Annotated in this window: 19 protein-coding genes; 7 read left to right on the top strand and 12 right to left on the bottom strand. The window is 72.9% G+C overall.

The window, feature by feature from the left end; all coding sequences use genetic code 11:
- Window positions 1-18: 18 nt before the first annotated feature.
- Entirely contained in the window at window positions 19-696 is a 678-nt protein-coding gene (locus tag ACFC0Z_RS26230) for a hemolysin III family protein (RefSeq protein ID WP_376442571.1), read from the bottom strand.
- Window positions 697-895: 199 nt separating this feature from the next.
- On the opposite strand from ACFC0Z_RS26230, the gene ACFC0Z_RS26225 reads away from it, so the two are divergent.
- Complete coding sequence (locus ACFC0Z_RS26225; protein ID WP_376442568.1) at window positions 896-2,713, top strand: phosphoenolpyruvate carboxykinase (GTP); 1,818 nt, start codon at window positions 896-898, stop codon at window positions 2,711-2,713.
- Between the two features lie 144 nt (window positions 2,714-2,857).
- Here the strand turns inward: ACFC0Z_RS26225 and ACFC0Z_RS26220 are convergent, their stop codons facing one another.
- The 6 genes from ACFC0Z_RS26220 to ACFC0Z_RS26195 form a co-directional block, all read right to left on the bottom strand.
- Window positions 2,858-3,460, bottom strand: coding sequence for a hypothetical protein (locus tag ACFC0Z_RS26220; protein ID WP_376442565.1), 603 nt, complete (start codon window positions 3,458-3,460; stop codon window positions 2,858-2,860).
- Window positions 3,447-5,096 (bottom strand): substrate-binding domain-containing protein, encoded by a 1,650-nt coding sequence (locus ACFC0Z_RS26215; RefSeq protein WP_376442562.1) that lies wholly within the window; start codon window positions 5,094-5,096, stop codon window positions 3,447-3,449. Before ACFC0Z_RS26215 ends, ACFC0Z_RS26220 begins: the two co-directional genes overlap by 14 nt.
- The gene (locus tag ACFC0Z_RS26210) at window positions 5,093-6,394 is read right to left on the bottom strand and encodes a toxic anion resistance protein (RefSeq protein WP_376442559.1); all 1,302 of its coding nucleotides are present in this window, start codon (window positions 6,392-6,394) and stop codon (window positions 5,093-5,095) included. Before ACFC0Z_RS26210 ends, ACFC0Z_RS26215 begins: the two co-directional genes overlap by 4 nt.
- Window positions 6,391-7,548, bottom strand: coding sequence for a hypothetical protein (locus ACFC0Z_RS26205; RefSeq protein ID WP_376442556.1), 1,158 nt, complete (start codon window positions 7,546-7,548; stop codon window positions 6,391-6,393). Before ACFC0Z_RS26205 ends, ACFC0Z_RS26210 begins: the two co-directional genes overlap by 4 nt.
- 128 nt (window positions 7,549-7,676) lie before the next feature.
- Window positions 7,677-8,078 carry a hypothetical protein gene (locus ACFC0Z_RS26200; RefSeq protein ID WP_376442554.1) on the bottom strand — a complete coding sequence of 134 codons (402 nt, stop codon included), beginning with the start codon at window positions 8,076-8,078 and terminating at the stop codon, window positions 7,677-7,679.
- Between the two features lie 89 nt (window positions 8,079-8,167).
- On the bottom strand, window positions 8,168-9,379 hold the full coding sequence (locus ACFC0Z_RS26195) for a pyridoxal phosphate-dependent aminotransferase (protein WP_376442551.1): 1,212 nt from the start codon (window positions 9,377-9,379) through the stop codon (window positions 8,168-8,170).
- A gap of 137 nt (window positions 9,380-9,516) precedes the next feature.
- Between ACFC0Z_RS26195 and ACFC0Z_RS26190 the strand changes: the two genes are divergently transcribed.
- The 3 genes from ACFC0Z_RS26190 to ACFC0Z_RS26180 all read left to right on the top strand — a co-directional run bounded on the left by ACFC0Z_RS26190 (window position 9,517) and on the right by ACFC0Z_RS26180 (window position 12,380).
- Window positions 9,517-10,062 (top strand): hypothetical protein, encoded by a 546-nt coding sequence (locus ACFC0Z_RS26190; protein ID WP_376442548.1) that lies wholly within the window; start codon window positions 9,517-9,519, stop codon window positions 10,060-10,062.
- A 42-nt stretch (window positions 10,063-10,104) separates the two neighbouring features.
- Entirely contained in the window at window positions 10,105-11,499 is a 1,395-nt protein-coding gene (gene mptB, locus ACFC0Z_RS26185; RefSeq protein ID WP_376442545.1) for a polyprenol phosphomannose-dependent alpha 1,6 mannosyltransferase MptB, read from the top strand.
- Between the two features lie 575 nt (window positions 11,500-12,074).
- A complete protein-coding gene (locus ACFC0Z_RS26180) occupies window positions 12,075-12,380 on the top strand; it encodes a glutaredoxin domain-containing protein (RefSeq protein ID WP_376442542.1) in 306 nt (101 codons plus the stop codon).
- On the opposite strand, the gene ACFC0Z_RS26175 is transcribed toward ACFC0Z_RS26180, so the two are convergent.
- Entirely contained in the window at window positions 12,355-13,962 is a 1,608-nt protein-coding gene (locus tag ACFC0Z_RS26175; RefSeq protein ID WP_376442539.1) for an amidohydrolase family protein, read from the bottom strand. The genes ACFC0Z_RS26180 and ACFC0Z_RS26175 overlap by 26 nt on opposite strands.
- Window positions 13,963-13,975: 13 nt before the next feature.
- Complete coding sequence (locus ACFC0Z_RS26170; RefSeq protein WP_376442536.1) at window positions 13,976-15,244, bottom strand: alanine racemase; 1,269 nt, start codon at window positions 15,242-15,244, stop codon at window positions 13,976-13,978.
- 186 nt (window positions 15,245-15,430) lie between these two features.
- Between ACFC0Z_RS26170 and ACFC0Z_RS26165 the strand changes: the two genes are divergently transcribed.
- From ACFC0Z_RS26165 to ACFC0Z_RS26155, 3 genes are read left to right on the top strand one after another with little or no spacing between them, the layout of a single operon-like run.
- Window positions 15,431-16,768, top strand: a complete 1,338-nt coding sequence (locus tag ACFC0Z_RS26165; protein ID WP_376443120.1) for a sugar kinase — start codon at window positions 15,431-15,433, stop codon at window positions 16,766-16,768.
- Window positions 16,765-17,562 (top strand): IclR family transcriptional regulator, encoded by a 798-nt coding sequence (locus ACFC0Z_RS26160; protein ID WP_376442533.1) that lies wholly within the window; start codon window positions 16,765-16,767, stop codon window positions 17,560-17,562. The genes ACFC0Z_RS26165 and ACFC0Z_RS26160 overlap by 4 nt, the downstream gene beginning before the upstream one ends.
- Window positions 17,559-17,969, top strand: coding sequence for a RidA family protein (locus ACFC0Z_RS26155; protein ID WP_376442530.1), 411 nt, complete (start codon window positions 17,559-17,561; stop codon window positions 17,967-17,969). Before ACFC0Z_RS26160 ends, ACFC0Z_RS26155 begins: the two co-directional genes overlap by 4 nt.
- Window positions 17,970-17,974: 5 nt before the next feature.
- Here the strand turns inward: ACFC0Z_RS26155 and ACFC0Z_RS26150 are convergent, their stop codons facing one another.
- From ACFC0Z_RS26150 to ACFC0Z_RS26140, 3 genes are all read right to left on the bottom strand, one after another.
- On the bottom strand, window positions 17,975-18,739 hold the full coding sequence (locus ACFC0Z_RS26150) for a GDSL-type esterase/lipase family protein (protein WP_376442528.1): 765 nt from the start codon (window positions 18,737-18,739) through the stop codon (window positions 17,975-17,977).
- Window positions 18,703-19,464 carry an acyltransferase gene (locus tag ACFC0Z_RS26145; RefSeq protein WP_376442526.1) on the bottom strand — a complete coding sequence of 254 codons (762 nt, stop codon included), beginning with the start codon at window positions 19,462-19,464 and terminating at the stop codon, window positions 18,703-18,705. The genes ACFC0Z_RS26150 and ACFC0Z_RS26145 overlap by 37 nt, the downstream gene beginning before the upstream one ends.
- A gap of 108 nt (window positions 19,465-19,572) precedes the next feature.
- Entirely contained in the window at window positions 19,573-20,925 is a 1,353-nt protein-coding gene (locus ACFC0Z_RS26140; protein ID WP_376442523.1) for a M14 family metallopeptidase, read from the bottom strand.
- Window positions 20,926-21,254: the final 329 nt, after the last annotated feature.

Raw genomic sequence — 21,254 nt, 5'->3', positions numbered from 1 at the left:
TGTCCCTGGTCAGCGCCGTCAGGCCTGGTAGGCGACCAGGGAGATGCCGACGTAGTGGACGATGAAGGCGGCCAGCGTCAGCGAGTGGAAGACCTCGTGGAAGCCGAACCAGCGCGGGGACGGGTTCGGGCGCTTGATGCCGTAGATGACCCCGCCCGCGCTGTAGAGCAGTCCGCCGACGACGACGAGGACGAGGACGGCGATGCCGCCCGCGCGCATGAAGTCCGGCAGGAAGAAGACCGCGGCCCAGCCCATCGCGATGTAGCAGGGCGTGTAGAGCCAGCGGGGCGCGCCGACCCAGAAGACGCGGAAGGCGATGCCCGCCGCCGCTGCCGCCCAGACCGCCCACATGAGCGGCTTGGCCGTCGAGTCCGGGAGGAGGAGCAGTGTGAGCGGGGTGTAGGTGCCCGCGATGATCAGGAAGATGTTGGCGTGGTCGAGGCGCCGGAGGATCGCCTCGCCGCGCGGGCCCCAGTCGCCGCGGTGGTAGAGCGCGCTGATGCCGAAGAGCAGGCAGGCCGTGAGGACGTAGACCCCGCAGGCGATCCGGGCGCGGGGGGAGTCGGCGAGGGCGACGAGGACCAGGCCCGCGACGATCACGGCGGGGAACATGCCGGCGTGCAGCCAGCCTCTGAGCCGCGGTTTCGCGGGGAGCGGGCTCGTGGTCGGGATGGCTTCCGGCGTGGCAGCGGTCATGGCACCAAATCGTACCTACGCAGTCGTAGGTACCGGATATGAGTGGCGCTGCTCACGTGTGCACCCCCCTGGACATATGGGCGAATCCGTCGGATGATCAAATGAGTATGGTCGGCACCGGATGAGCAGCTACGAAGCGTCCGGGTCGCGGCCCCCACGGGGCACACATGCGGAACACACCCCTCAACAAGGAGCAATCGTGGCGCGCGACAACGCGGCTCCCCTTCCCACCCAGCACCAGGGGCTCGTCTCCTGGGTGAACGAGATCGCCGAGATCACCCAGCCGGACAACATCGTCTGGTGCGACGGATCCGAGGCCGAGTACGAGCGCCTGTGCGAGGAGCTCGTCGCCAAGGGCACCTTCACCAAGCTCGACGAGGCCAAGCGCCCCAACTCGTACTACGCGGCCTCCGACCCCTCCGACGTCGCGCGCGTCGAGGACCGGACGTACATCTGCTCCGAGAAGGAGGAGGACGCGGGCCCGACCAACCACTGGAAGGCCCCGGCCGAGATGAAGGAGCTCTTCGCGGGCTCCGAGGGCATCTTCCGCGGCTCCATGCGCGGCCGCACCATGTACGTCGTGCCCTTCTGTATGGGCCCCGTCGGCTCCCCGCTCTCCGCCATCGGCGTCGAGATCACGGACTCCGCCTACGTCGCCGTCTCCATGCGCACCATGACCCGCATGGGACAGGCCGTCCTCGACGAGCTCGGCACCGACGGCTTCTTCGTCAAGGCCGTGCACACGCTGGGCGCGCCGCTCGCCGAGGGCGAGGCCGACGTGCCGTGGCCCTGCAACACCACCAAGTACATCTCGCACTTCCCCGAGAGCCGCGAGATCTGGTCGTACGGCTCCGGCTACGGCGGCAACGCCCTGCTCGGCAAGAAGTGCTACGCGCTCCGCATCGCCTCCGTCATGGCGCGCGACGAGGGCTGGCTCGCCGAGCACATGCTCATCCTCAAGCTCACCCCGCCGCAGGGCGAGGCCAAGTACGTCGCCGCCGCCTTCCCGTCGGCCTGCGGCAAGACCAACCTCGCCATGCTGGAGCCCACGATCTCCGGCTGGACGGTCGAGACCATCGGCGACGACATCGCCTGGATGCGCTTCGGCGAGGACGGCCGCCTCTACGCGATCAACCCCGAGGCCGGCTTCTTCGGCGTCGCGCCCGGCACCGGCGAGCACACCAACGCCAACGCCATGAAGACCATGTGGGGCAACTCCGTCTTCACGAACGTCGCCCTCACGGACGACGGCGACGTGTGGTGGGAGGGGATGACCGAGACGGCCCCCGCGCACCTCACGGACTGGAAGGGCAACGACTGGACGCCCGCGTCCGAGACGCCCGCCGCCCACCCCAACGCCCGCTTCACCGTGCCGGCCGGGCAGTGCCCGATCATCGCGCCGGAGTGGGAGGACCCGAAGGGCGTGCCGATCTCGGCGATCCTCTTCGGCGGCCGCCGCGCCTCCGCCGTCCCGCTGGTCACCGAGTCCTTCGACTGGAACCACGGCGTCTTCCTCGGCGCGAACGTCGCCTCCGAGAAGACCGCCGCCGCCGAGGGCAAGGTCGGCGAGCTGCGCCGCGACCCCTTCGCCATGCTGCCGTTCTGCGGCTACAACATGGGCGACTACATGGCCCACTGGGTCAAGGTCGGCGCGACCGCGGACGCCGCGAAGCTCCCGAAGATCTACTACGTGAACTGGTTCCGCAAGAACGACGCGGGCAAGTTCGTGTGGCCCGGCTTCGGCGAGAACAGCCGCGTCCTCAAGTGGATCGTCGAGCGCCTCGACGGCAAGGCCGAGGGCGTCGAGACCCCCATCGGCATCCTGCCGACCCCGGAGTCCCTCGACACCGACGGCCTGGACCTCCCGGCCGAGGACCTGGAGTTCCTCCTCAAGGTCGACCGTGACGTGTGGCGCGAGGAAGCCGCCCTCGTCCCGGACCACCTGAACACCTTCGGCGACCACACGCCGAAGGAGCTGTGGGACGAGTACAACGCCCTCGTGGAGCGCCTCGGCTAGTCCCACCCCGAGACTCGTGGTGGGTTGCCCCGAAACACCGCCCTGACCAGTGGGGTCACGACGGCCCATCACGACGCATCCGGCCCCCGGAACCCCCTCAGGTTCCGGGGGCCGGCGCATGCCCGGGGGCCGTCCCGCCGGCCTTCAGGAGCCGCGCTCCTCGACGTACCGCGTGTGGGTCTCCTGGCGGATCGCCTCCGCGTCGCGCAGCGCCGTCGCGATCGCCGTCGCCTCCTCGTGGAGCGCCGACAGCTGGCGGTCGAGGTGCTCCTCCGGCGGCTCGGACCCGGGGGAGAAGCGGGTCCACCACCGCGTCCGTACGAAGGTGTCGACGGCCTCCGGGACGTCCTGGCGGACCGCGCGGGCCAGGGTGTGGAGGTGGTCGGGGTCGCTCACCCAGCCCGGTTCGAGGAGGGCCTCGACGAGCTCTTCGAGGGCCGTGACGCGCTCGCGGGACGCCGCGGGCAGCTCCACTTCCGTCAGGTACGCGCGCAGGGTCGTGAAGTCGGCCCGCAGTGATTCGAGCTGCTCGCTCGCCGTCGGGAAGCGCGGGGTGCCGGGGCGCTCGGGCGGGGCGATCAGCGCGCCCGCCGCGTACAGCCCGCCGACGACCAGCGGCCAGAGCGTGCCCGCGGCGCCGGTGAGGGCGACGCCGAGACCGGCCAGGCCGCAGACGCAGCCCGTCAGGTTCTTGCGGGACTCGGCGAAGCGGAGGAGGCGGCCGCCGGTCCGGTCACTGGTAGCCACGGATCTCCTCGAAGGCGCCGTCGAGCGAGCCCGTGGTGGCGTCGAAGAGCCTGCCGCCGGTGAGGCTCGCGATGTGGTCGAGCTCGCCGCGGTCGGAGTCCCCGAAGAGGATCGGGAAGACCGGGGTGCGCTGCCGCGCGGCCGGCAGCGCGCGGTAGAAGGTGTCGAAGGCGGAGGCCGGGTCCCCGTCGGTGTTCTGGCCGTCCGTCATCAGGACGACCGAGGTGAAGGTGTCACCGGCGGTCGGCGAGTTCTCCAGGAAGCGGTACGCCTCCTGGAGGCTGGAGTAGACGGCGGTGCCGCCGTCCGCCGTGAGCCTCCGCGCGTCGGCGCGGATCGCGTCGAGGGACGCCGTCGGCGACGCCGGGTCGACCGTGTGCGTACGGATCTCGTCCCGCTTCACCGAGGAGCCGAAGGGCATCAGGGTGACCTCCTCGCGGTCCCGGAAGTCGCCGGTCAGCTCGGCGAGGGCCGCCTTGAGGCGTTCGAGGCGCTCGCCCGCCATGGAGCCCGAGGTGTCGAGGACGTAGACCGTGCGGGAAGGCCTGCGCAAGGTGTTGTCGTACGCGTCGAGCAGGCCGTCGGCGACCGCCCGGCTGCCGGGGAACGGCAGCTCGCGGCGCGGGTCGCGGGTCAGCGCGGAGGCGGGCCGGACGCCCGGGACGACCGGGCGGCGGAGGGTCGTCTCCGTGATGTGCCGCTGGGCCTCGGGGGAGCGGAGGTACGTGGTGAGCCGGCTCGCCGCCTCCTTCGCCTCGGGGCGGGCCGCCGTGAGGAGGGTGAGGGGGTAGTCGGCGGTGACGACGCCGTCGGACGGGCGGATCACCGTCAGGTCCCCGGGTGTGGAGAGGAGCACCGACTCGTAGTTGACGAGGGCGTCGAGGTCGGTGCGGCGGGCGTACGCGTCGGCCAGCCAGCCGGAGGAGCCCGAGGTCAGCTTCTGGCCGGTGAAGAACTCCTTGAGCTTCGGCGTGGCGCGCCGTACGTCGTCCTGGGTCAGGGCGGACTGCGCGCCGGAGAGCCCCGAGGCGATCGAGACGAGCGCGGAGAAGCCGGAGTTGGAGCGCTTCGGGTCCGTCATGCCGTACGTCAGCCGGCCGGCGGCGACGGCCTGGTGCAGCTGCGACCAGGTGACCTTCGCCGGGTCCCAGCCGAGCCGCTTGAGGGCGGCGGGGCGGACGCCGAGGGCCACGGGCGAGGTCATGATCGGGGTCTCGCCGGTGATCCGGGCGGAGGTGTCCGGGCGGAGCCGGAGGTAGTCGTTGGAGGAGAGCCAGACGGCGTCGTAGGACCGCTCGGCCTTCCCCGAGGCGATCTGCTCGACGGCGTCGAGCGTGCCGGCGTAGGTGGGGCGGACGGTGACGCCGGTCGCCTTGCGGGCCGCCTCCAGGACGGGGGTCATGTCGGCCAGCTCGGAGGAGGCGAGGACGCGGAGGGTGCCGGGGGCGTAGTCCTTGCCGTGGGGGTCGGTGGGGCCGGTGGTGTCGGTGGGATCCGTGGGATCGGTAGGGGCGGCCGTGGGGGAGGCGGTGGGGCCCTGGGGGCCGGCCTCGTCGGTGAGTCCGCAGGACGTGGCCGTGCCCGTGAGGAGGAGGGCGAGGGCCAGGGCGGCCAGGGCGCGGAGGGAGCGGGTCACGCGTCGCCCTCCAGCGCGTTCGTGCGGTGGCTGCGCTCCAAGTGGGCGCTCGCCTCCCGCAGTTCGGCCGAAAGGGACTCGACCGTCGCCGCCATCGACTCGGTCGCTTGGACCTTGTACGTGTCGATCGCGTCGAGCGTCCGGTAGATCTGCTGGAACGCCGTCCTGAGCGTCTCCGCGCCCACCGCCGGGTCCGCCGCGATCCGCTGGATCTCGCCGGTCTGGGTGTCCAGCATGGCGGCGTTGCCGCCGATCAGGGTCTCCGTGGTCTCCCGCAGGGCCTTCACCTGCTGGGTGACGTTCGCCTGGTGTTCGAGCGCGGTGGCGAGCATGACGGCGATCCGCAGCGCCGACAGGGTGGTGGTCGCGGCCCGGTCGACGCCCTTGATGAGCTCCTCGTTGTTCCGGCGTACGACGTCCATCGCCATGTACCCCTGGGCGGAGACGGCGAGTTGGGTCAGCAGGTCCTGGCGCTTCTGCCGGACCGGGAAGAGGACTTCGGCGCGGAGCGCGTCCGCCTGTGCCGGGTCGGCGGTGGCCGCGACGCGCTCCTCCACGGCCGCGTCGAGCGCCTCGGTGAGGAGCGCGTACTCCTGGAGCTTGCCCATGGTCTCCCAGAGCCTGGCCCGCTCGGTCTGCAACGCGGCGTTGTCGCGCCGCAGTTCGTCCTGGCCGCCGCGCAGAGCGCCGACGATCCGGTTCAGCGTGTCCTGCGAGGAGGCGTACTTGGCGACGTGGTCGCGGAACCTGTTGCCGCCGGGCAGCTTGGAGAAGAACTTCTTCACGCCCTTGGCGGGCGTCTCGCGGGGGTCCAGGTCCTCGACCGTGCGCCGGAGTTCGACGAGCGAGGAGCCGACCCGGGTCTGGGCGTCGCCGCCGGGGCCGTTGCCGCCGGCGCCCCTGTCGAGGGAGCGGACCGTGCGGTCGAGCATGCGGTTCGACTGCGAGGCCGCGGCGCGGATCTCGCCCGAACCGAGCCCGGCGATCTCGCCGATGCGGCCCGAGAACTCGGGGGAGCGCGGGTCGAGGCCGGCGAGCGACCCGACGTACTCGGCGGCCCGCCGGGCCATCTCCGTGTGGGTCGCCTCGTCCAGCGGGACCACGGCGGCGACCTGCTCGGCGCGGACGGGCGCGACGGGCTCCGGCGGGGTGAGGACGAGGGGCGCGTCGTGCTCGGGGGGAGCGAGGGTGAGGGGCAGGGTCGCGGGTGCGGCCGCTGGTGCGGCCCCGGGGGCGGAGGTGTGCGCGGGCGGGTTCGCGGGCGGGTTCGCGCGCGGGTCCCTCGGTGCGGTGGTCATGCGGTGTCCCCCTGGTCGCGGGCCCGCAGCGCCATCGCGTGCAGCACCTGGCTGGTGGGCACGGGCGCCTGGCGGACGCCGTTCAGTGTCTGGTTGAGGTAGTCGGAATGGCCCTGGGTGGCGGTGGTGAACTCGTCCGCCGCGCCCTGCGGGCGGAAGCCGTGGTGGACCGCGAGCTTGCGCAACTCGGGGTCGGTGGAGAGGAGTTCGCCGAACGCCCGGCCGTTCTCGCTGAGCGGTACGAGGGTGTGGTCGCTGTTCACGGTGGTGTCCGGGTACAGGACGACGAGGTCGCCCATGGGGCGGCCGGCGAGGAGCTGGGCGGCTACCTGGGACTCGTACACGAGGACCAGCGGGTTGCCGACGCCGCTGATGAAGTCCCTGAACGGGGCGTCGGAGCTGGTCTGCTGGGCGCCCTGGACCTGGATCAGCTTGCGCAGCAGCGGCGCGGTGCGGGTCACGGCCGCCTTGTCGCCCGCCACCCGTCCGCCGTCGGCGACGTAGCTCGCGGCGGCCAGGTAGAGCGCGCCGGAGTTGGAGGCGACCGGGTCGGTCGAGGTGATGAAGAGGGTGCCGCTCAGCTCGGCGTGCCCGGCGGAACCCTTCAGCTGCTGCCAGGTCCGGTCGGCGCGGGCGGCGGCCAGATAGGCGTCCATCTTGAGGGTGCCGCTCGTCCCGCGTGGGCCGAGGGCCGCGAGGCCGTTGCCCGCGAGGACCCGGGCGGCGGCGCTGTGGGCGACGACGACGAGAGGCGAGTAGAAGGGGCGGAGGGGGGTGGAGGCCACCTTGTCCGCCGTCCCGCTCTTCGCCCGCGCCTTGGCGCGCAGTTCGTCGGCCGGCCCCTTCGAGGACGGGAAGGCGAAGTCGTAGCCGTCGAGGGGGAGATCCTCCATGTCCCAGGACCCGGAGGTCTCGGCGGTCACGGTGAACCCCTTGGCGGCGAGCGCCTTCACCACGCGCGGATCGGCGAAGAACTCGGCCTTCTCCGACCCGATGACTCCTCGTACCGTGCGCACGGTCTTCGTTGCCGTGCCCGTGCCGGTGTCCTTGTCGCCGCCCGTCACGAGGACGGCGGCCACGCCGCCGAGGAGCAGGACGGCCAGGATGATTCCCAGGATGCGTCTCACGCGGGCAGCGTGCTCGCGGAAACCCACATTCCAGGGGGAGTTGGGTGGACGGCGGGTGAAGTGCCGATCCCGGTAGGGAACCGGAACGGGGGATACCCGAGGGGGAGTTGGGTGGCTCCCGGTCCGCGCGGTTCGTGGCGCGCGGACCGGGGCCGTCAGGGGGCGCCGGCCGCCGTCAGGGAGGGTCCCCCGGCCAGCGCGGCGGTGTGCGCGTCCATGCGCTCGGCGGCGAGGATCGCGGCGGCGGTGTCGGCGCGGGAGGCGGCGACGACGAGGGCGCGGCCCGCGAGGGCGTGCGCCTTCTGGTGCAGGGAGCGCGCCGGTGAGCGGGTCAGGCCGGCGTGGCGCGCGGGCGGGGCGCCGCGCAGCCGGGCCACCTGGCGGGCGATGAGCTCGCCCGCCTCCGTGTCGCCGAGCTCGTCGGTGACGGCGAGCAGGGCGGCGAGGTGGCCGGAGAGCTGGATGTCCAGCTCCTCCTCGCGGGAGCGGTGGGGGTACGAGGTCGGGGCGTCGTCGGCCATCCGGTGGACCGACTTGGTGCGGATCGGTTCGTACATGGGATGGCCTCCTCGGTGCAGTGGAGCCATCCTAGCTTAGATTCGGTCTAAAGTTGAGGGTTGTCCGAACGGTGGGAGTGTCCGCTCCCTCAGTGCTGGCTGTAGCCGTCCAGGAAACGGCCGATCCGCGTCACCGCGTCCGCGAGGTCCGCCGCCGCAGGCAGCGTGACGATCCGGAAGTGGTCCGGCTCGTTCCAGTTGAAGCCCGTCCCGTGCACGACCATGATCTTCTCGGCCCGCAGCAGGTCGAGGACCATCTGCCGGTCGTCCTTGATCTTGTAGACGTTCGGGTCGAGACGCGGGAACAGGTACAGCGCGCCCTTCGGCTTCACGCACGTCACGCCCGGGATCTGCGTCAGCAGCTCGTACGCCGTGTCCCGCTGCTCCAGGAGCCGCCCGCCCGGCAGGACCAGGTCCTCGATCGACTGCCGGCCCTGGAGCGCGGCGGCCACCGCGTGCTGCGCGGGCATGTTCGCGCAGAGGCGCATGTTGGCGAGGATCGTCAGGCCCTCGATGTACGAGGTGGCGTGGTGCTTCGGACCGCAGACCGCGAGCCAGCCGGAGCGGAAGCCCGCCACCCGGTAGTTCTTGCTCATCCCGTTGAACGTGAGGACGAGGAGGTCCGGGGCGATGGCGGCGGTCGGGGTGTGCGTCGTGCCGTCGTACAGGATCTTGTCGTAGATCTCGTCCGAGCAGACGACCAGGTTGTGGCGGCGGGCGATCTCCGTCAGCCCGCGGAGCATCTCGTCGTCGTAGACGGCACCCGTCGGGTTGTTCGGGTTGATGATCACGATCGCCTTGGTGCGGTCCGTGATCTTCCGCTCGATGTCCGCGAGGTCCGGCATCCAGTCGGCCTGCTCGTCGCAGCGGTAGTGCACCGCCGTACCGCCCGCGAGGGAGACCGAGGCCGTCCACAGCGGGTAGTCGGGGGCCGGGACGAGGACCTCGTCGCCGTCGTCCAGCAGCGCCTGCATCGACATCTGGATCAGCTCCGAGACGCCGTTGCCGAGGTAGATGTCCTCGACGGAGAGCGGGATGCCCTTCGTCTCGTAATGGCTCATCACCGCGCGGCGGGCGGAGAGCAGGCCCTTCGCGTCGCCGTAGCCGTGCGCCTCGGAGAGGTTGCGCAGGACGTCTTCGAGGATGGCCGGCGGGCACTCGAAGCCGAAGGCGGCGGGGTTGCCCGTGTTGAGCTTGAGGATGCGATGACCCGCAGCCTCAAGCCGCATCGCCTCTTCGAGCACCGGACCCCGGATTTCGTAACAGACGTTGGCGAGCTTCGTGGACTGGATCACCTGCATGACGAGAGCTTACGGCCGGGCCGGTCGGGACGCCTCGTGTTTTGGGACACGTCGGACACGGGGCCCGCGCGCAGGGGGTGGGCGCGGGTGTGACCCGGATCGCATCCGGGGTGTCGTGCTCCCTACAATGCGGGCCCATGAGCAAGCACGACCCCCAGCCCCCCGGCACCCGGCGCACCCGCCGCCGTCACGCCCCCGCGCGGCGGGGGCCGGGCCCGGTGTGGCTGCTCGCGGCCGGGAGCGTGGCCGTCCTCGGGGTCGCGGCGGTGGTCCTCTCGGGCGGCTCCGGTACGAAGGGCGGCGGCGGGGCCACGGGGGACGGCGGGTCCGACGGGCCGCCCGCGCTGATCCAGGCGGACCCGTCCGCCGCGTCGGAACCGTCGGCGGATCCCTCCGCCACGGCGGGCGCCGCCGATCCGTCCGACCCGTCCGACCCGTCCGGCTCAGGGTCCGCCGGCTCCGCCGGCGCGTCGGCGACCGCCTCCGCCGCGCTGAGCGCGCGCCCCTCCGCGACGGCCGGGGGACCGGCCGCGACCGTTGCTCCGTCCGGGGCCGCGACGACCGGCCCGGCGACGGAGCCGTCCGGCGCCGCGTCCGCGACCGCCACGGCCACCGCGACCGCCACCGCCACCGGACCGAGCCATCCCGGGAAGGGACGCGGGGCGACCAAGCGACCCCGGTAGGGCGGTCGGGCCCGGCCGGACCGTGACGTAGGTTGGCACGTCATGTGGGTTTTCAGTGCCTCCGGATGCCGGTGGCTGGGTGCTGCCGGATCGCTCGCCGTCGCCGTGGGCGGGTGGGCCGCCGGGACGCTGCCCGTACGCGGCGGCTGGGGCCTCTGGGAGCCGCGCGGCTCCGCGCTCACCGTCGCCGGCGCCCTCCTCGCGTACCTCGGACTGACCCTGCTCGTCGCCGCGTGGTGGCGGTACGGGGTGCTCCTCGCGCGCGGCCCGCGCGACGGTGTCGTCGGAACCCTGGCCTCGTGGACCGCGCCGCTGCTCCTCGCCCCGCCGCTCTACAGCGCCGACGTCTACAGCTACATCGCGCAGGGCGCGATGGTCCTCGAAGGCCACGACGTGTACGGGGGCGGGCCCTCCGTCCTCGGCCCCGGCGACCTCGGCGCGGACGCGGCGGCGAGCGTCGGCGGGCACTGGACCGACACCCCCGCCCCGTACGGCCCCGCCTTCCTCCTCCTCGCGGCGGGCGTGGTCAAACTGACCGGCGGGGCGGTCGTGCCCTCCGTCCTCCTGATGCGGCTGATCGCGCTCGGCGCGCTCGCGCTGGTGGTGTGGGCGGTACGGGGGATCGGCGGCGGGCCCGGCGGGCGGGCGGGGGCCGTGTGGCTGGCCGCGCTCAACCCCCTCTTCCTCATCCACGTCGTCGGCGGCCTCCACAACGACGGCCTGATGATCGGGCTCATGCTGAGCGGCGTGCTGCTCGCGGTGCGCGGGCGGTGGGTGCTCGGGTGCGTGCTCGTCGGCCTCGCGATGATGGTGAAGTCGCCGGCGGCGGTGGCGCTCCTCTTCATCGGCGTGATGGTCGCGCGGGCCGCCGGAGGCGGGGTACGGGGCGTGGCGAAGGGACTGCTGCTGCCGGGGCTCGTCGCGGGCGCGGTGGCGGCGGGGGCGACGGTGGTCGCCGGGACCGGGTTCGGCTGGCTGCGGACGCAGAGCGTGGCCGCCGAGATCCACACGGCGCTGTCCCTGAGCAGCGACCTCGGGCTCGCGCTCGGCACGGTCCTCGGGGACGGGTCGGGGACGGTGAAGGGCGTCGTGCAGCAGCTCGGGCTGGTGGTGGCCCTGGTGATCATCGCGGTGCTCGCGTGGCGGTCCTGGAAGGGGCTGCTCGACCCGGTCGTCGGGCTGGGACTTGCGCTCGTCGCGCTCGTCGCGCTGTCACCGATGGTCCAGCCCTGGTACCTCCTGTGGGGGACGGCGGCCGTCGCGGCGGGGGCGTGGCGGAGCCGGGCGGGGCAGGTACTGGCGGTGTTCTCGGCGGCGCTGGTGTACGAGACGGCGCCGTCCGGGCGCACGCCCTGGTACGGGTTCGTGGTGGCGGGGGTGGTGCTGGGGCTGGGCGTGGTGTGGCTGCGGCGGGAGTCCTGGGCGGCCAGGAGATAGCGGGCGGCGCCCCTGCGTTTCGTTGTGCCCGCTCCGCGCTGTGGGCCGCGCCCCGCTGTTCCGGTGCGGGCCGAGCCCGGGCCCGCGTGTGGGCCGCGCCCGCCGTTTCGTTGTGGGCATTCGTTCCGCTGGGGCGGAACGGGTGGGCACAACGGAACGGCGCCCTTGCCGGCGCCCGAGGCTTCCGCGCCTTGACCCGCACCACGGGTGCGCCGCGCATCGGGTGCGGGTCCAGGCACAGGGTGCGGAGGCGCCGCTGAGGGCGCCGTCCCGTGTGCCCACCCGTCCCGCCCTGCGGGACGATTGCCCACACGGCAGTGGGCGACGGCCACTCAGGGGGGGGGCACCGCCCAGCGGGCGCGAGCCCACACGGCAGTGGGTGACGGCCCACGGGGCGACTGCCCACACGGGGGGTGCGGCGGGCACCGGCCCCCCCGGGCGCCGGGTGTCCTTTGGTGGGGGCGCGTCGGTAGCCTCCCCGCATGGGTCGTGTGTGGGGTGTGCCTGGGTTGTTTCTGGTGTGTGGGGGGATCGTTGCCGTCGCGCGGGGGTCCCTTGGTGCGGGGGTGCTCGGGATGCTGCCGTTCGTCGTGCTCGCCGTCCTCACCTCGCCGCTCGTCTTTCCCCGGGCCTCCGCCGACGACGGGCGGCCCGTCGTCTACTGGCGGCCGGGGTGCGTGTTCTGTCTGCGGCTGCGGCTTCGGTTGGGCTTGCGGGCCCGGCGGGCGCGGTGGGTGAACATCTGGCGGGACGCCGAGGGGGCGGCCGCCGTGCGGGCGGCCGCCGGGGGGAACGAGACCGTGCCGACCGTCGTCGTGGCGGGGGAGGCGCGGGTGAATCCGGATCCCGGCTGGGTCAGGGAGCGGCTGGGGTCCTCCTGATCGTGCGGCCCGGCAGGGAAGGGGTGCGGCGGCCGTCTTCCAGGACGAACGTGCCGTCGATCAGGACGTGGGGGATGCCCTTCGGGAGCGTGCGGGGGGAGGCGTAGGTCGAGCCCTCGGCCACGGTCTCAGGGTTGAAGAGGACGAGGTCCGCTGCGTAACCCTCGCGGACCACGCCCCGGTCCGGCAGGCGGAGGCGGGCCGCCGGGCGCGAGGTCAGGTGGGCCACGCACTCCTCCAGGGACAGGACGCCGAGCTCGCGCACGTACCGTCCGAGGTACCTCGGGAACGTGCCGTACGCGCGCGGGTGCGGCTTCAGCCCCTGGAGGATGCCGTCCGAGCCGCCGGTGTGGACGCGGTGCCGCATGATCGCGCGGACGTTCTCCTCGTGGCCCACGTGCTGGAGGATCGTGGGGCCCAGGCGGTCCTCGACCAGGAGGCGGCGGGCCGTCGGCCAGTCGGGGAGTCTCGTGCCGACGTACGAGGACAGGGACGGGGACGGGGTCGTCACGCCCGCGATCTCGATCGTGCTCCAGTCCATCGGCACGCCGTGGCAGCCGTCCGAGCCCACCACCTCCAGGTCGTGGCGGATGCGCTCGGACGTCGGCTCGTCGCGGAGGCGCGCGAGCGTCGCCTCCGGGCCGCCCTCGGTCGCCCAGCTCGGCAGGACCGCCACCAGGGTCGTACTCCCCGGCGTGTACGGGTACGTGTCGAGGCTGATGTCCGCGCCCCCGGCCAGGGCCTCGTCCAGGAGCGCCAGGAGCTCCGGCGCCCTGCCCTCGTTCACGCCGAAGTTCATCGTCGCGTGCGCCAGGTGCAGCGCGCAGCCGGCCTCGCGGGTGAGGGCGATCATCTCCTCGTACGCCCGGAGCGCCCCCGCCCCGTACGAGCGGTGGTGCGGGCAGTAGTAGCCGCCGTAGTGCGCCACCACCCGGCAGAGTTCGGTGAGTTCGGCGTCGGGGGCGTACATGCCGGGGGTGTAGGTGAGGCCCGAGGACATGCCCACCGCGCCCTGCTCCAGGCCCTCCGCCACCAGCTGCTTCATCCGCGTCAGTTCGGACTCCGTCGCCGGACGGTCCTCCCAGCCCATCGCGTGCATCCGGACCGTGCCCTGCGGGACGAGGTAGGCGGCGTTCACCGGGATGCCGCCCTCGTCCAGGCGGTCCAGGTACTCGCCCACCGTGCGCCAGGTGAAGTCGACCGAGTCGTCCCCGGGGCCGCCGCCGTTCCAGCCCGCGATCGTCCGCCGTACCTCCGCGAGCGTGCGGTCGTCCACCGGCGCGTACGACAGGCCGTCCTGGCCCAGGACTTCGAGCGTCACGCCCTGCGCGACCTTCGCGCTGTGGTCGGGGTCGCGCAGGAGCGCGAGGTCGCTGTGGGCGTGCATGTCGATGAACCCGGGGGAGAGGACGAGGCCCTCCGCGTCCATCACCCGCCGGGCGGTGGGGCGTTGGCAGCCGGCCGCCGCGCCCTCCCGCACGATCGCGGAGATCCTGCCCCCGTCGATCGCCACGTCCGCGCGGTAGGAGGGCGCGCCGGTGCCGTCGACGACCTCCGCGTCCCGGAAGACGAGGTCCGTCATCGCAGGTCCTCTCTCAGAAGTACGTGCGGATGTAGTCGACGACCGTGCCGTCCGCCTCCACCAGCGGGATCAGCTGCCACTTGTCGAACGACGTGCAGGGGTGCGACAGGCCCATCCCCACCCAGTCGCCGACCTCCACGTCCGCGCCGGGCTCCGTGGCCAGCCAGGCGTGCTGGTCGGAGAGGCCGGTGACGGTGATGCCGTCCGCCGCGCGGATCTCGCCCGTACGGGCGTCACGGACGACCTGGGCCTCGGGGAGGTGCAGGTCGTGGGCCGCGTCCCGCTTGCCGGCGTTCGTGAAGGCCTGCGCGGGCGTCGGGCGCGACACGACCTGCGACCACAGGCGGAAGGCCGGCTGGAGCGCACCCTCCTCGGGGATCCGGTTGAAGGGGGTCCGCTCGCGGTACTGGCCGTCGTCGTGGGACACGTACGCGCCCGAGCGCAGCAACTTGAGGACGGAGAGGGAGAGTTCGGGGATCGTGGCGAACGCGTCGGCCACCGCGTCGAACCATTCGCTGCCGCCCGCGCTGACCACGATCTCGCCGATCCCGGGGGCGAAGCGGCCGTCCTTGTCGAAGTCCGCGGCCAGGGCGATCAGACGGTCCAGCCATGCCCGTACGAGCTCCGCGTCCGCCCCCGGCATCGTGCCCTCGTACCCGGCGACGCCGACCAGGCGCAGGGTCGTCGTCGCGGCGACCGCGTCCGCGACGGCCGCGCACTCGGCCTCCGTCCGGACGCCCGTACGTCCCCGCTCGCCGGCCGCCAGCTCGACGACCACGTCCACCGGGCGGCGGGCGCCGGCCGCGCGCAGGGCCTCGTCCATCAGCTCGACGCCACGGACCGAGTCGACGTAACAGACGAACCGGAACTCCGGGTCCGCGTCGAGCTCGGCCGCCAGCCAGCGCAGCGCGGGGGCGTCGACGAGCTCGTTGGCCAGGAAGATCCTGGCGATGCCGTGGGCGCGGTAGACGCGGGCCTGGTGCGGCATGGCGGCGGTGATGCCCCACGCGCCGTGCTCCAGCTGCCGGTCGAACAGCTGCGGGGCCATGGAGGTCTTGCCGTGCGGGGCGAAGAGGAGGCCGTGGCGTTCGGCGTACTCCTCCAGGAGGCGGAGGTTGTGCGCGAGGGACTCGGCGGAGAGGGCGAGGACGGGGGTGAGGAACCCGCCGGTGAAGAGGTTGCGGCGCTGGGCGGCGAGCTCGCCGACGGTGAGGCCTTCGGCGTCCGGGGGGAGGGCCTTGAAGCGGTGGTCGACGCGCTCGGTGGCGAGGGGGTCGGGCACGGGGCTCCTCCTGGGTTTCGCGTACGCGTGTGTTGCGTGTCTGCTGCGTAGGTGTTGCGTATGCTGCAACGCTCGTTGCATGGGTTGTTCTTGCTGTCTAGCATCCGGGCTGAGGCCGGGTCAATGGAGCAGGGAGCGGGGGCTGTCGTGGATACGGACGTGGACATCGTCTGCCTTGGGGAGTCCATGGTGACCTTCCTGCCCTCGCGCGGCGGGCGCCTCGCCGACGTCCCCTCCTTCACACGGACCATCGGCGGCGCCGAGTCCAACGTCGCCTGCGCGCTCGCCGCCGCCGGACACCGGGTGCGGTGGGTCGGGCGGGTCGGGCGGGACGGCTTCGGGGACCACCTCGTCGAGGCGATCGGGGGGTACGGGGTCGACGTATCGGGCGTCGGCCGGGACGCGGGCCGGCCCACCGGGGTGTACTTCCGCACGGACGGGGAGCGGGGGGAGGACGGGTACGAGGTCGCGTACTACCGGGCCGGTTCGGCCGCCTCCGCGATGTCGGTCGCGAACGTGCCGTACGAGGCCGTGGGCGGCGCGCGGATCCTCCACCTGAGCGGGATCACCGCTGCGCTGTCCGCCGACTGCCTCGAACTGACGCGAGACCTCGTGCGGGCCCGGGACGGACGGCCGCTGGTGTCCTTCGACGTCAACTACCGGCCGGGGCTGTGGCGCGACGCGGAGACGGCGGGGGAGGTGCTGCTCGAACTTGCCCGGGGGGCGGATGTGGTGTTCGTGGGGGCGGATGAGGCGGGGGCGTTGTGGGGGGTGCGGGACGCGATCGGTGTTCGGGCGCTGCTGCCCGAGCCGGGGGTCGTCGTGGTGAAGGGGGGTGGGGAGGGGGCGGTGTCGTTCGAGCGCTGCGTGGAGCCGTTCGAGCGCTGCGCGGAGCAGTTCCCCACCCCGCCCCTTCCCGAAACCGGGGGCGCTGCCCCCGGACCCCCGCGCCTCAAGCGCCGGCGGGGCTGGATTTTCCGCCCTGCGGGCGGAAACTCAGCCCGCCCGGCGTTTGAGGGCACGGCCGCCAGGCCGTACGGGGGTCCGGGGCGGAGCCCCGACACCCCAGCCACGCCGGCGTTTGAGGCGCGGGGTCCGGGGCAGAGCCCCGGTTCGGGAAGGGGCGGGGTGGGGGAAGAGGCCCCGCGCAGCGGCCCCGGCGGTCCCGGCGGGCTCGGCGGTCCCGGCGCGCCCACCCGTCAGGGGCACCGCCCCGACACCGTCACCCCCTCCCCCTCCCCCCGCGTCGACGTCCTCGCCCCCACCGGCGCCGGTGACGCCTTCGCCGCCGGGTTTCTTCACGGCGTCCTCCGCGGGCTCGGGCCGGGCGAGCGGCTGCGGCACGGGCATCTCATGGCCGCCGCCGTCCTCACCGTGCCCGGCGACCTCGCCGAGCCGCCCCCGCGTGCCCTCGCCGACCGGCTCGTCGCGCTCGACGACGGTGCCTGGGGGAGACTTCACCTCGGCCCCGGGTGGACGGGGCGCGGTCCGCACGGGCCCGACCAGGAGGTACGTACGCCATGAGCCAGACCGTCGACCGGGCGCTCAGCATCCTGCCGCTGCTCGCTCAGGGTCCCGCCGACCTCGGGCAGGTCGCCGAGCGGCTCGGCGTGCACAAGTCGACCGCGCTGCGGCTGCTCCGTACCCTCCACGAGCACGGGCTCGTCCACCGGCAGCAGGACCAGCGCTACCGCCTCGGCGCGCGTCTCTTCGCCCTCGCCCAGGAGGCCGTCGAGAACCTCGACGTCCGCGAGATCGCGCACCCGTACCTCGCCGCCCTCAATGACGAGACCGGCCACACCGTCCACCTCGCCGTGTACGAGGAGGGCGAGGTCGTCTACATCGACAAGGTCGACAGCCGCTACCCCGTTCGGATGTACTCGCGCATCGGCAAGCCCGTCGCCATCACCGTCGCCGCCGTCGCGAAGCTCCTCCTCGCGGACCTGCCCGAGCCAGAGCGCCGCGCCGTCGCCGCGCGCCTCGACTACCCCCCGTACACCCCCCGTTCGACCCCGAACGCCGCCGCGTTCCTGACGGAGCTCGCGCTCGTACGCGAACAGGGCTGGGCCACCGACCTCGGCGGCCACGAGGAGTCCATCAATTGCGTCGCCGCCCCGATCCGCGGGCCCGGCGGCCGGGTCGTCGCCGCCCTGTCCGTCTCCGCGCCCAACGTGGTCGTCACGGCCGAGGAACTTCTCGGCCTGCTTCCGCTGGTGCGCCGTACCGCCGAAGCCGTCAGCCGGGAATACTCCGGCTCCGGTACCCCTCAGGGCCTGCAAGGCCCTCACTCACAGGAACAGGAAGACGAGTTCGCATGACCGAGAAGATCGCGCTGACGCCCGCCACGCACACCGCCCCGCCCGCCAAGTTCTCCCACGGCGTCCGCAAGGGCAACATCCTCCAGACCGCCGGCCAGGTCGGCTTCCTGCCCGCCGTCGACGGGCAGGAGCCGCGGGTCGCCGGGCCGACCCTGCGCGAGCAGACCCTTCAGACGTTCGCCAACGTCAAGGCGATCCTGGAGGAGGGCGGGGCGAGCTGGGACGACGTCATGATGATGCGCGTCTACCTCACGGACGTGGACCACTTCGCCGAGATGAACGAGATCTACAACGCGTACTTCGAGGAGCAGGGTCTCAAGGCCCCGGCCGCCGCCCGCACCACCGTGTACGTGGGTCTTCCCGACGGCCTGCTCATCGAGATCGACGCGCTCGCCGTCATCGACTGAGCCGGTCAGTCGACGGGGGCCTTGGCCTCCGAGGGCACGTCCGGCACCGCCGGGTACGGCCTCGGGTACGGGGCGCCGATCCCGAAGCGGGAGGCCAGCGCGTCCGCGAAGGCCGCCGCGATGCGGAGTTCGCCGTGGGCGTTGGGATGCGTGCCGTCCCACGTGTGGTCCGCCGCGACGAACTCCGCCGCCGTCTCCGCCACCACGACCGGTGCCTCCGGGCTGTCGAGGTCCTTCGCGACCGCCCGGATCCGGTCGTTCGTCGCCGCGATCCGCGCCCCGAAGTCCGGCTCGTCCACGCCCTTCTGACACTGCAGGACCGTTCCGAGGACGATCCGGACGTCCGGCCGCGCCCTGCGCGCGTTCGCGACGAACTCCCGCAGGTTCTCCTCGAACCGCGGCGGCTCGACCCCGTACCAGAACAGGTCGTTGATGCCGAGGAGCACGAGCAGGTACGCCGGGTCGTGCTCGCGGACCTTCGCCTCGATCTCCTCCTTCTCGGAGACGTACGGGCGGCCCCACTGGGCGTCGTGGTCCGGGTCGAACTCCGGGTCCGCGTACGTGTCGTCGTCGTCGCCGACCTCCGCCGTGCGGATGTTGTCGAGCGTCGCCTTCGGCCCGACCAGGTCGAGGTTGACCTCGTGCTCGCGCAGGTGCTTCCAGAAGCGGTAGCGCCAGGTCCAGTCACCGCTGCTGCCGTGGCTGATCGAGTCGCCGACGATCATGATGTCGATCATGTCGGGGGTGCGTTCGGGGTGGGCGAGGGACATGCTTCCTCCCAGGTCGGGGGCGTGTGCCGGGCGGTGGGCCGGGACGTGGGCCGGGACGTGGGCCGGGGCGCGGTCCAGGTGTCGTGCTCGGGGTCGTACCGCCGCAGCACACGCGCGGGTACGCCCCCCACCAGGCAGTGGTCGGGGAACTCCCCGCGGACGACCGAGCCGCCCGCCACCGCCACGTTCCGGCCCAGCCGGGTGCCGGGCAGGACGACCGCCCCCGCGCCGATCCAGCAGCCGTCGCCGATCACCACCGGGCGGTTCACGGGGGGCTGGACGCCGATCGGCAGGTGGAGGTCGGTGTAGGCGTGGTTCTGGTCGGTGACGTACGCGTACGGGGCGATGAAGACGTGGTCGCCGATCGTCACGGACTCGTGCGCCACGACATGGCTGCCCCGCCCGATCAGACAGCCCGCCCCGATCCGCAGGACGGGGTCAGGGCCCAGGTCCATGCCGGGGAGCAGGCCCGCGCTGAGGGTCACGTGGCTCGCGACCAGGGTGCCGTCGCCGATCTCCATCCACGGCTCCCCGTAGAGCGAGGCCACGGGGAAGCCGATGCAGACGCCGCGGCCCAGGCGGCCGAACCGCCGGCCTCCCGGGTCCTCGGAGGTGATCCGCCCGTGCCGCTCCGCCCACGACCACAGGTCGCGGGCCGCGGCGGCGCGGAGGCGGCGCGCCCGCAGGGTCAGCCGTTCCTTGAGGTGAGCCACTGTTCCCGGCATGACAGTGACTTTATGTACGCGTCCCGTTACTGGCCCGCCAGGAGGGCTGCGCGGGTGAGGGCCCCCGGCGTGCGTCCACCGGGGGCCCTCATGTCGTACGGGGTGGGGCTACGCGCAGTACTGCGCCTGCTTGCCGATCGAGCGGTACATGCAGTCCGCGTTCTCCAGGAGCTGGAGCACCGCGTCGCGGTTGCGGCTGGTCTCGCGCTCGATCACCTCGTCGGGCGGGTAGAAACCGCCGCCGCCGGAGGACGTCGGGTACATCTCGAAGGTGTACCCGAAGATCCGGTGGGTGCCCCACAGGTAGTCGTCGATCGAGCCGTCCGTGATGTAGAGGTCACTGGACTGCTCGGGGGTGTAGCCGTTGCTCGCCGCCATCTTCCCGCCGACGGTCGCGAACGCGTCGCGGTCGTCCTGGGTCATGCCGGTCGCGGTGTTCGCCGTCGTCCAGCCGAAGGGCCAGAGGACCAGCTCGCTGTACGTGTGGAAGTCGATGGCCGCGGTGATCTGCTGCTTGCCGCCGACCACGCGCGAGCGGACGAAGTCCGCGACGACCTTCACCTCGGGGGCCGACTCGGGGGCGGCGCCGCGGTACGTCTCCGAGCTCTTCGTGCCCGAGGAGCCGCCGCAGCAGCCCCACTTGTAGTCCCAGTTCCGGTTCATGTCCGTACCGATGTACGAGGAGCCGGAGTTGGGCTGCCGGTTCTTGCGCCAGCTGCGGTACGAGCCGGAGGCGATGTCGTACTCGCCGCCGTCCGGGTTGAGGTCCGGCACGATCCAGATCTCGCGGCCGTTGACGGCGTTGGTGATCCGGCTGTCCGTGCCGTAGCCCGCGCCCAGCTCGCGGAGCAGGTAGAGCGCCATCTCGACGGTGAGGTGCTCGCGGGCGTGCTGGTGGTGGGTGAAGAGGACCTCGGGCTCGTTCTCGTCGGTGGCGACGTTGTCGCTGATCTTGATGGCGACGATGTCCCGGCCCTGGTACGTCTTCCCGATCACCTGCTTGCGCATGATGGACGGGTACGCGGCGAGGCGCTGGTCGATCTCCGCGTTCATCTCGGCGAAGTTGTGGTACTTCGCGTCGGCGGACGGGAAGTCGAGCGGGGCGAGGGCCTGGTCCTGGGCGGTGGCCCGGTTCGGAGGGGCGGCGAGCGCGACCGGCTTGTAGCCGAGCGCCTTGAGGTTCTTCAGCTGCTCGCCGTTGGCGCTGACGACGACCGAGCGGGCGTCGACCTCGTCGATCGAGACGCCGGTGGCGGTCAGCGCGGAGCGCTCGGCGGTGGTGGACGGGCCGGCGATCTCGTACTGCCGGATCACCTCGTCCGCCCCGACGGCGATCCGGGCGGCGGTCGTCGCCGGGTCGGCCCCGGCGGGCGAGGAGAGAGCGGAGACGGGCGCCGCGAGGGCGAGCGCCACGAGGGCCGCGAGGGTGGCGGACCTTCTGCCGCGGGTGGGACGTCGCATGCTGGCTCCTGGGTGGGGAGTGTGGGGGAGTGCGACTAGCTCGTGCGGGTTGCGGGTGTCCGGGGCACATGGTGGGGCTGTGTCATGGACGGGTCAAGGAGTGGAATTCGGCCATATCCCTGCGGGGCGGGGCGGGGGTGGGGGTGGGGCGGGTACGAGCTCGACGAGCTCAAGCTAAGGGAGGGGGTGGCGGCTTGTCGGTGGCGACGCGGGGTGGGGGGCTCGGATCACTGGGACGCCTGGGGGGTGGGGGCGCCGGAGGGGCGCCTGCGGCGGGCCTCCACCCCACCCCGCCCCTTCCCGAAACCGGGGCGCTGCCCCGGACCCCG

Source organism: Streptomyces sp. NPDC056144 (genome assembly GCF_042264145.1).
Classification (GTDB): domain Bacteria; phylum Actinomycetota; class Actinomycetes; order Streptomycetales; family Streptomycetaceae; genus Streptomyces.
This window is presented reverse-complemented; position numbering and strand designations above follow the sequence as displayed.

Excerpts from the sequence above, each read along its gene's own strand:
- ACFC0Z_RS26200 (WP_376442554.1), bottom strand. The coding sequence starts at position 8,078 with ATGTACGAACCGATCCGCACCAAGTCGGTCCACCGGATGGCCGACGAC.
- ACFC0Z_RS26150 (WP_376442528.1), bottom strand. The coding sequence starts at position 18,739 with ATGTCCCTCGCCCACCCCGAACGCACCCCCGACATGATCGACATCATG.
- ACFC0Z_RS26145 (WP_376442526.1), bottom strand. The coding sequence starts at position 19,464 with ATGCCGGGAACAGTGGCTCACCTCAAGGAACGGCTGACCCTGCGGGCG.
- ACFC0Z_RS26195 (WP_376442551.1), bottom strand. The coding sequence starts at position 9,379 with ATGCAGGTGATCCAGTCCACGAAGCTCGCCAACGTCTGTTACGAAATC.
- mptB (WP_376442545.1), top strand. The coding sequence starts at position 10,105 with ATGTGGGTTTTCAGTGCCTCCGGATGCCGGTGGCTGGGTGCTGCCGGA.
- ACFC0Z_RS26140 (WP_376442523.1), bottom strand. The coding sequence starts at position 20,925 with ATGCGACGTCCCACCCGCGGCAGAAGGTCCGCCACCCTCGCGGCCCTC.
- ACFC0Z_RS26160 (WP_376442533.1), top strand. The coding sequence starts at position 16,765 with ATGAGCCAGACCGTCGACCGGGCGCTCAGCATCCTGCCGCTGCTCGCT.
- ACFC0Z_RS26180 (WP_376442542.1), top strand. The coding sequence starts at position 12,075 with ATGCTGCCGTTCGTCGTGCTCGCCGTCCTCACCTCGCCGCTCGTCTTT.
- ACFC0Z_RS26155 (WP_376442530.1), top strand. The coding sequence starts at position 17,559 with ATGACCGAGAAGATCGCGCTGACGCCCGCCACGCACACCGCCCCGCCC.
- ACFC0Z_RS26210 (WP_376442559.1), bottom strand. The coding sequence starts at position 6,394 with ATGACCACCGCACCGAGGGACCCGCGCGCGAACCCGCCCGCGAACCCG.
- ACFC0Z_RS26230 (WP_376442571.1), bottom strand. The coding sequence starts at position 696 with ATGACCGCTGCCACGCCGGAAGCCATCCCGACCACGAGCCCGCTCCCC.
- ACFC0Z_RS26165 (WP_376443120.1), top strand. The coding sequence starts at position 15,431 with ATGGTGACCTTCCTGCCCTCGCGCGGCGGGCGCCTCGCCGACGTCCCC.
- ACFC0Z_RS26190 (WP_376442548.1), top strand. The coding sequence starts at position 9,517 with ATGAGCAAGCACGACCCCCAGCCCCCCGGCACCCGGCGCACCCGCCGC.
- ACFC0Z_RS26175 (WP_376442539.1), bottom strand. The coding sequence starts at position 13,962 with ATGACGGACCTCGTCTTCCGGGACGCGGAGGTCGTCGACGGCACCGGC.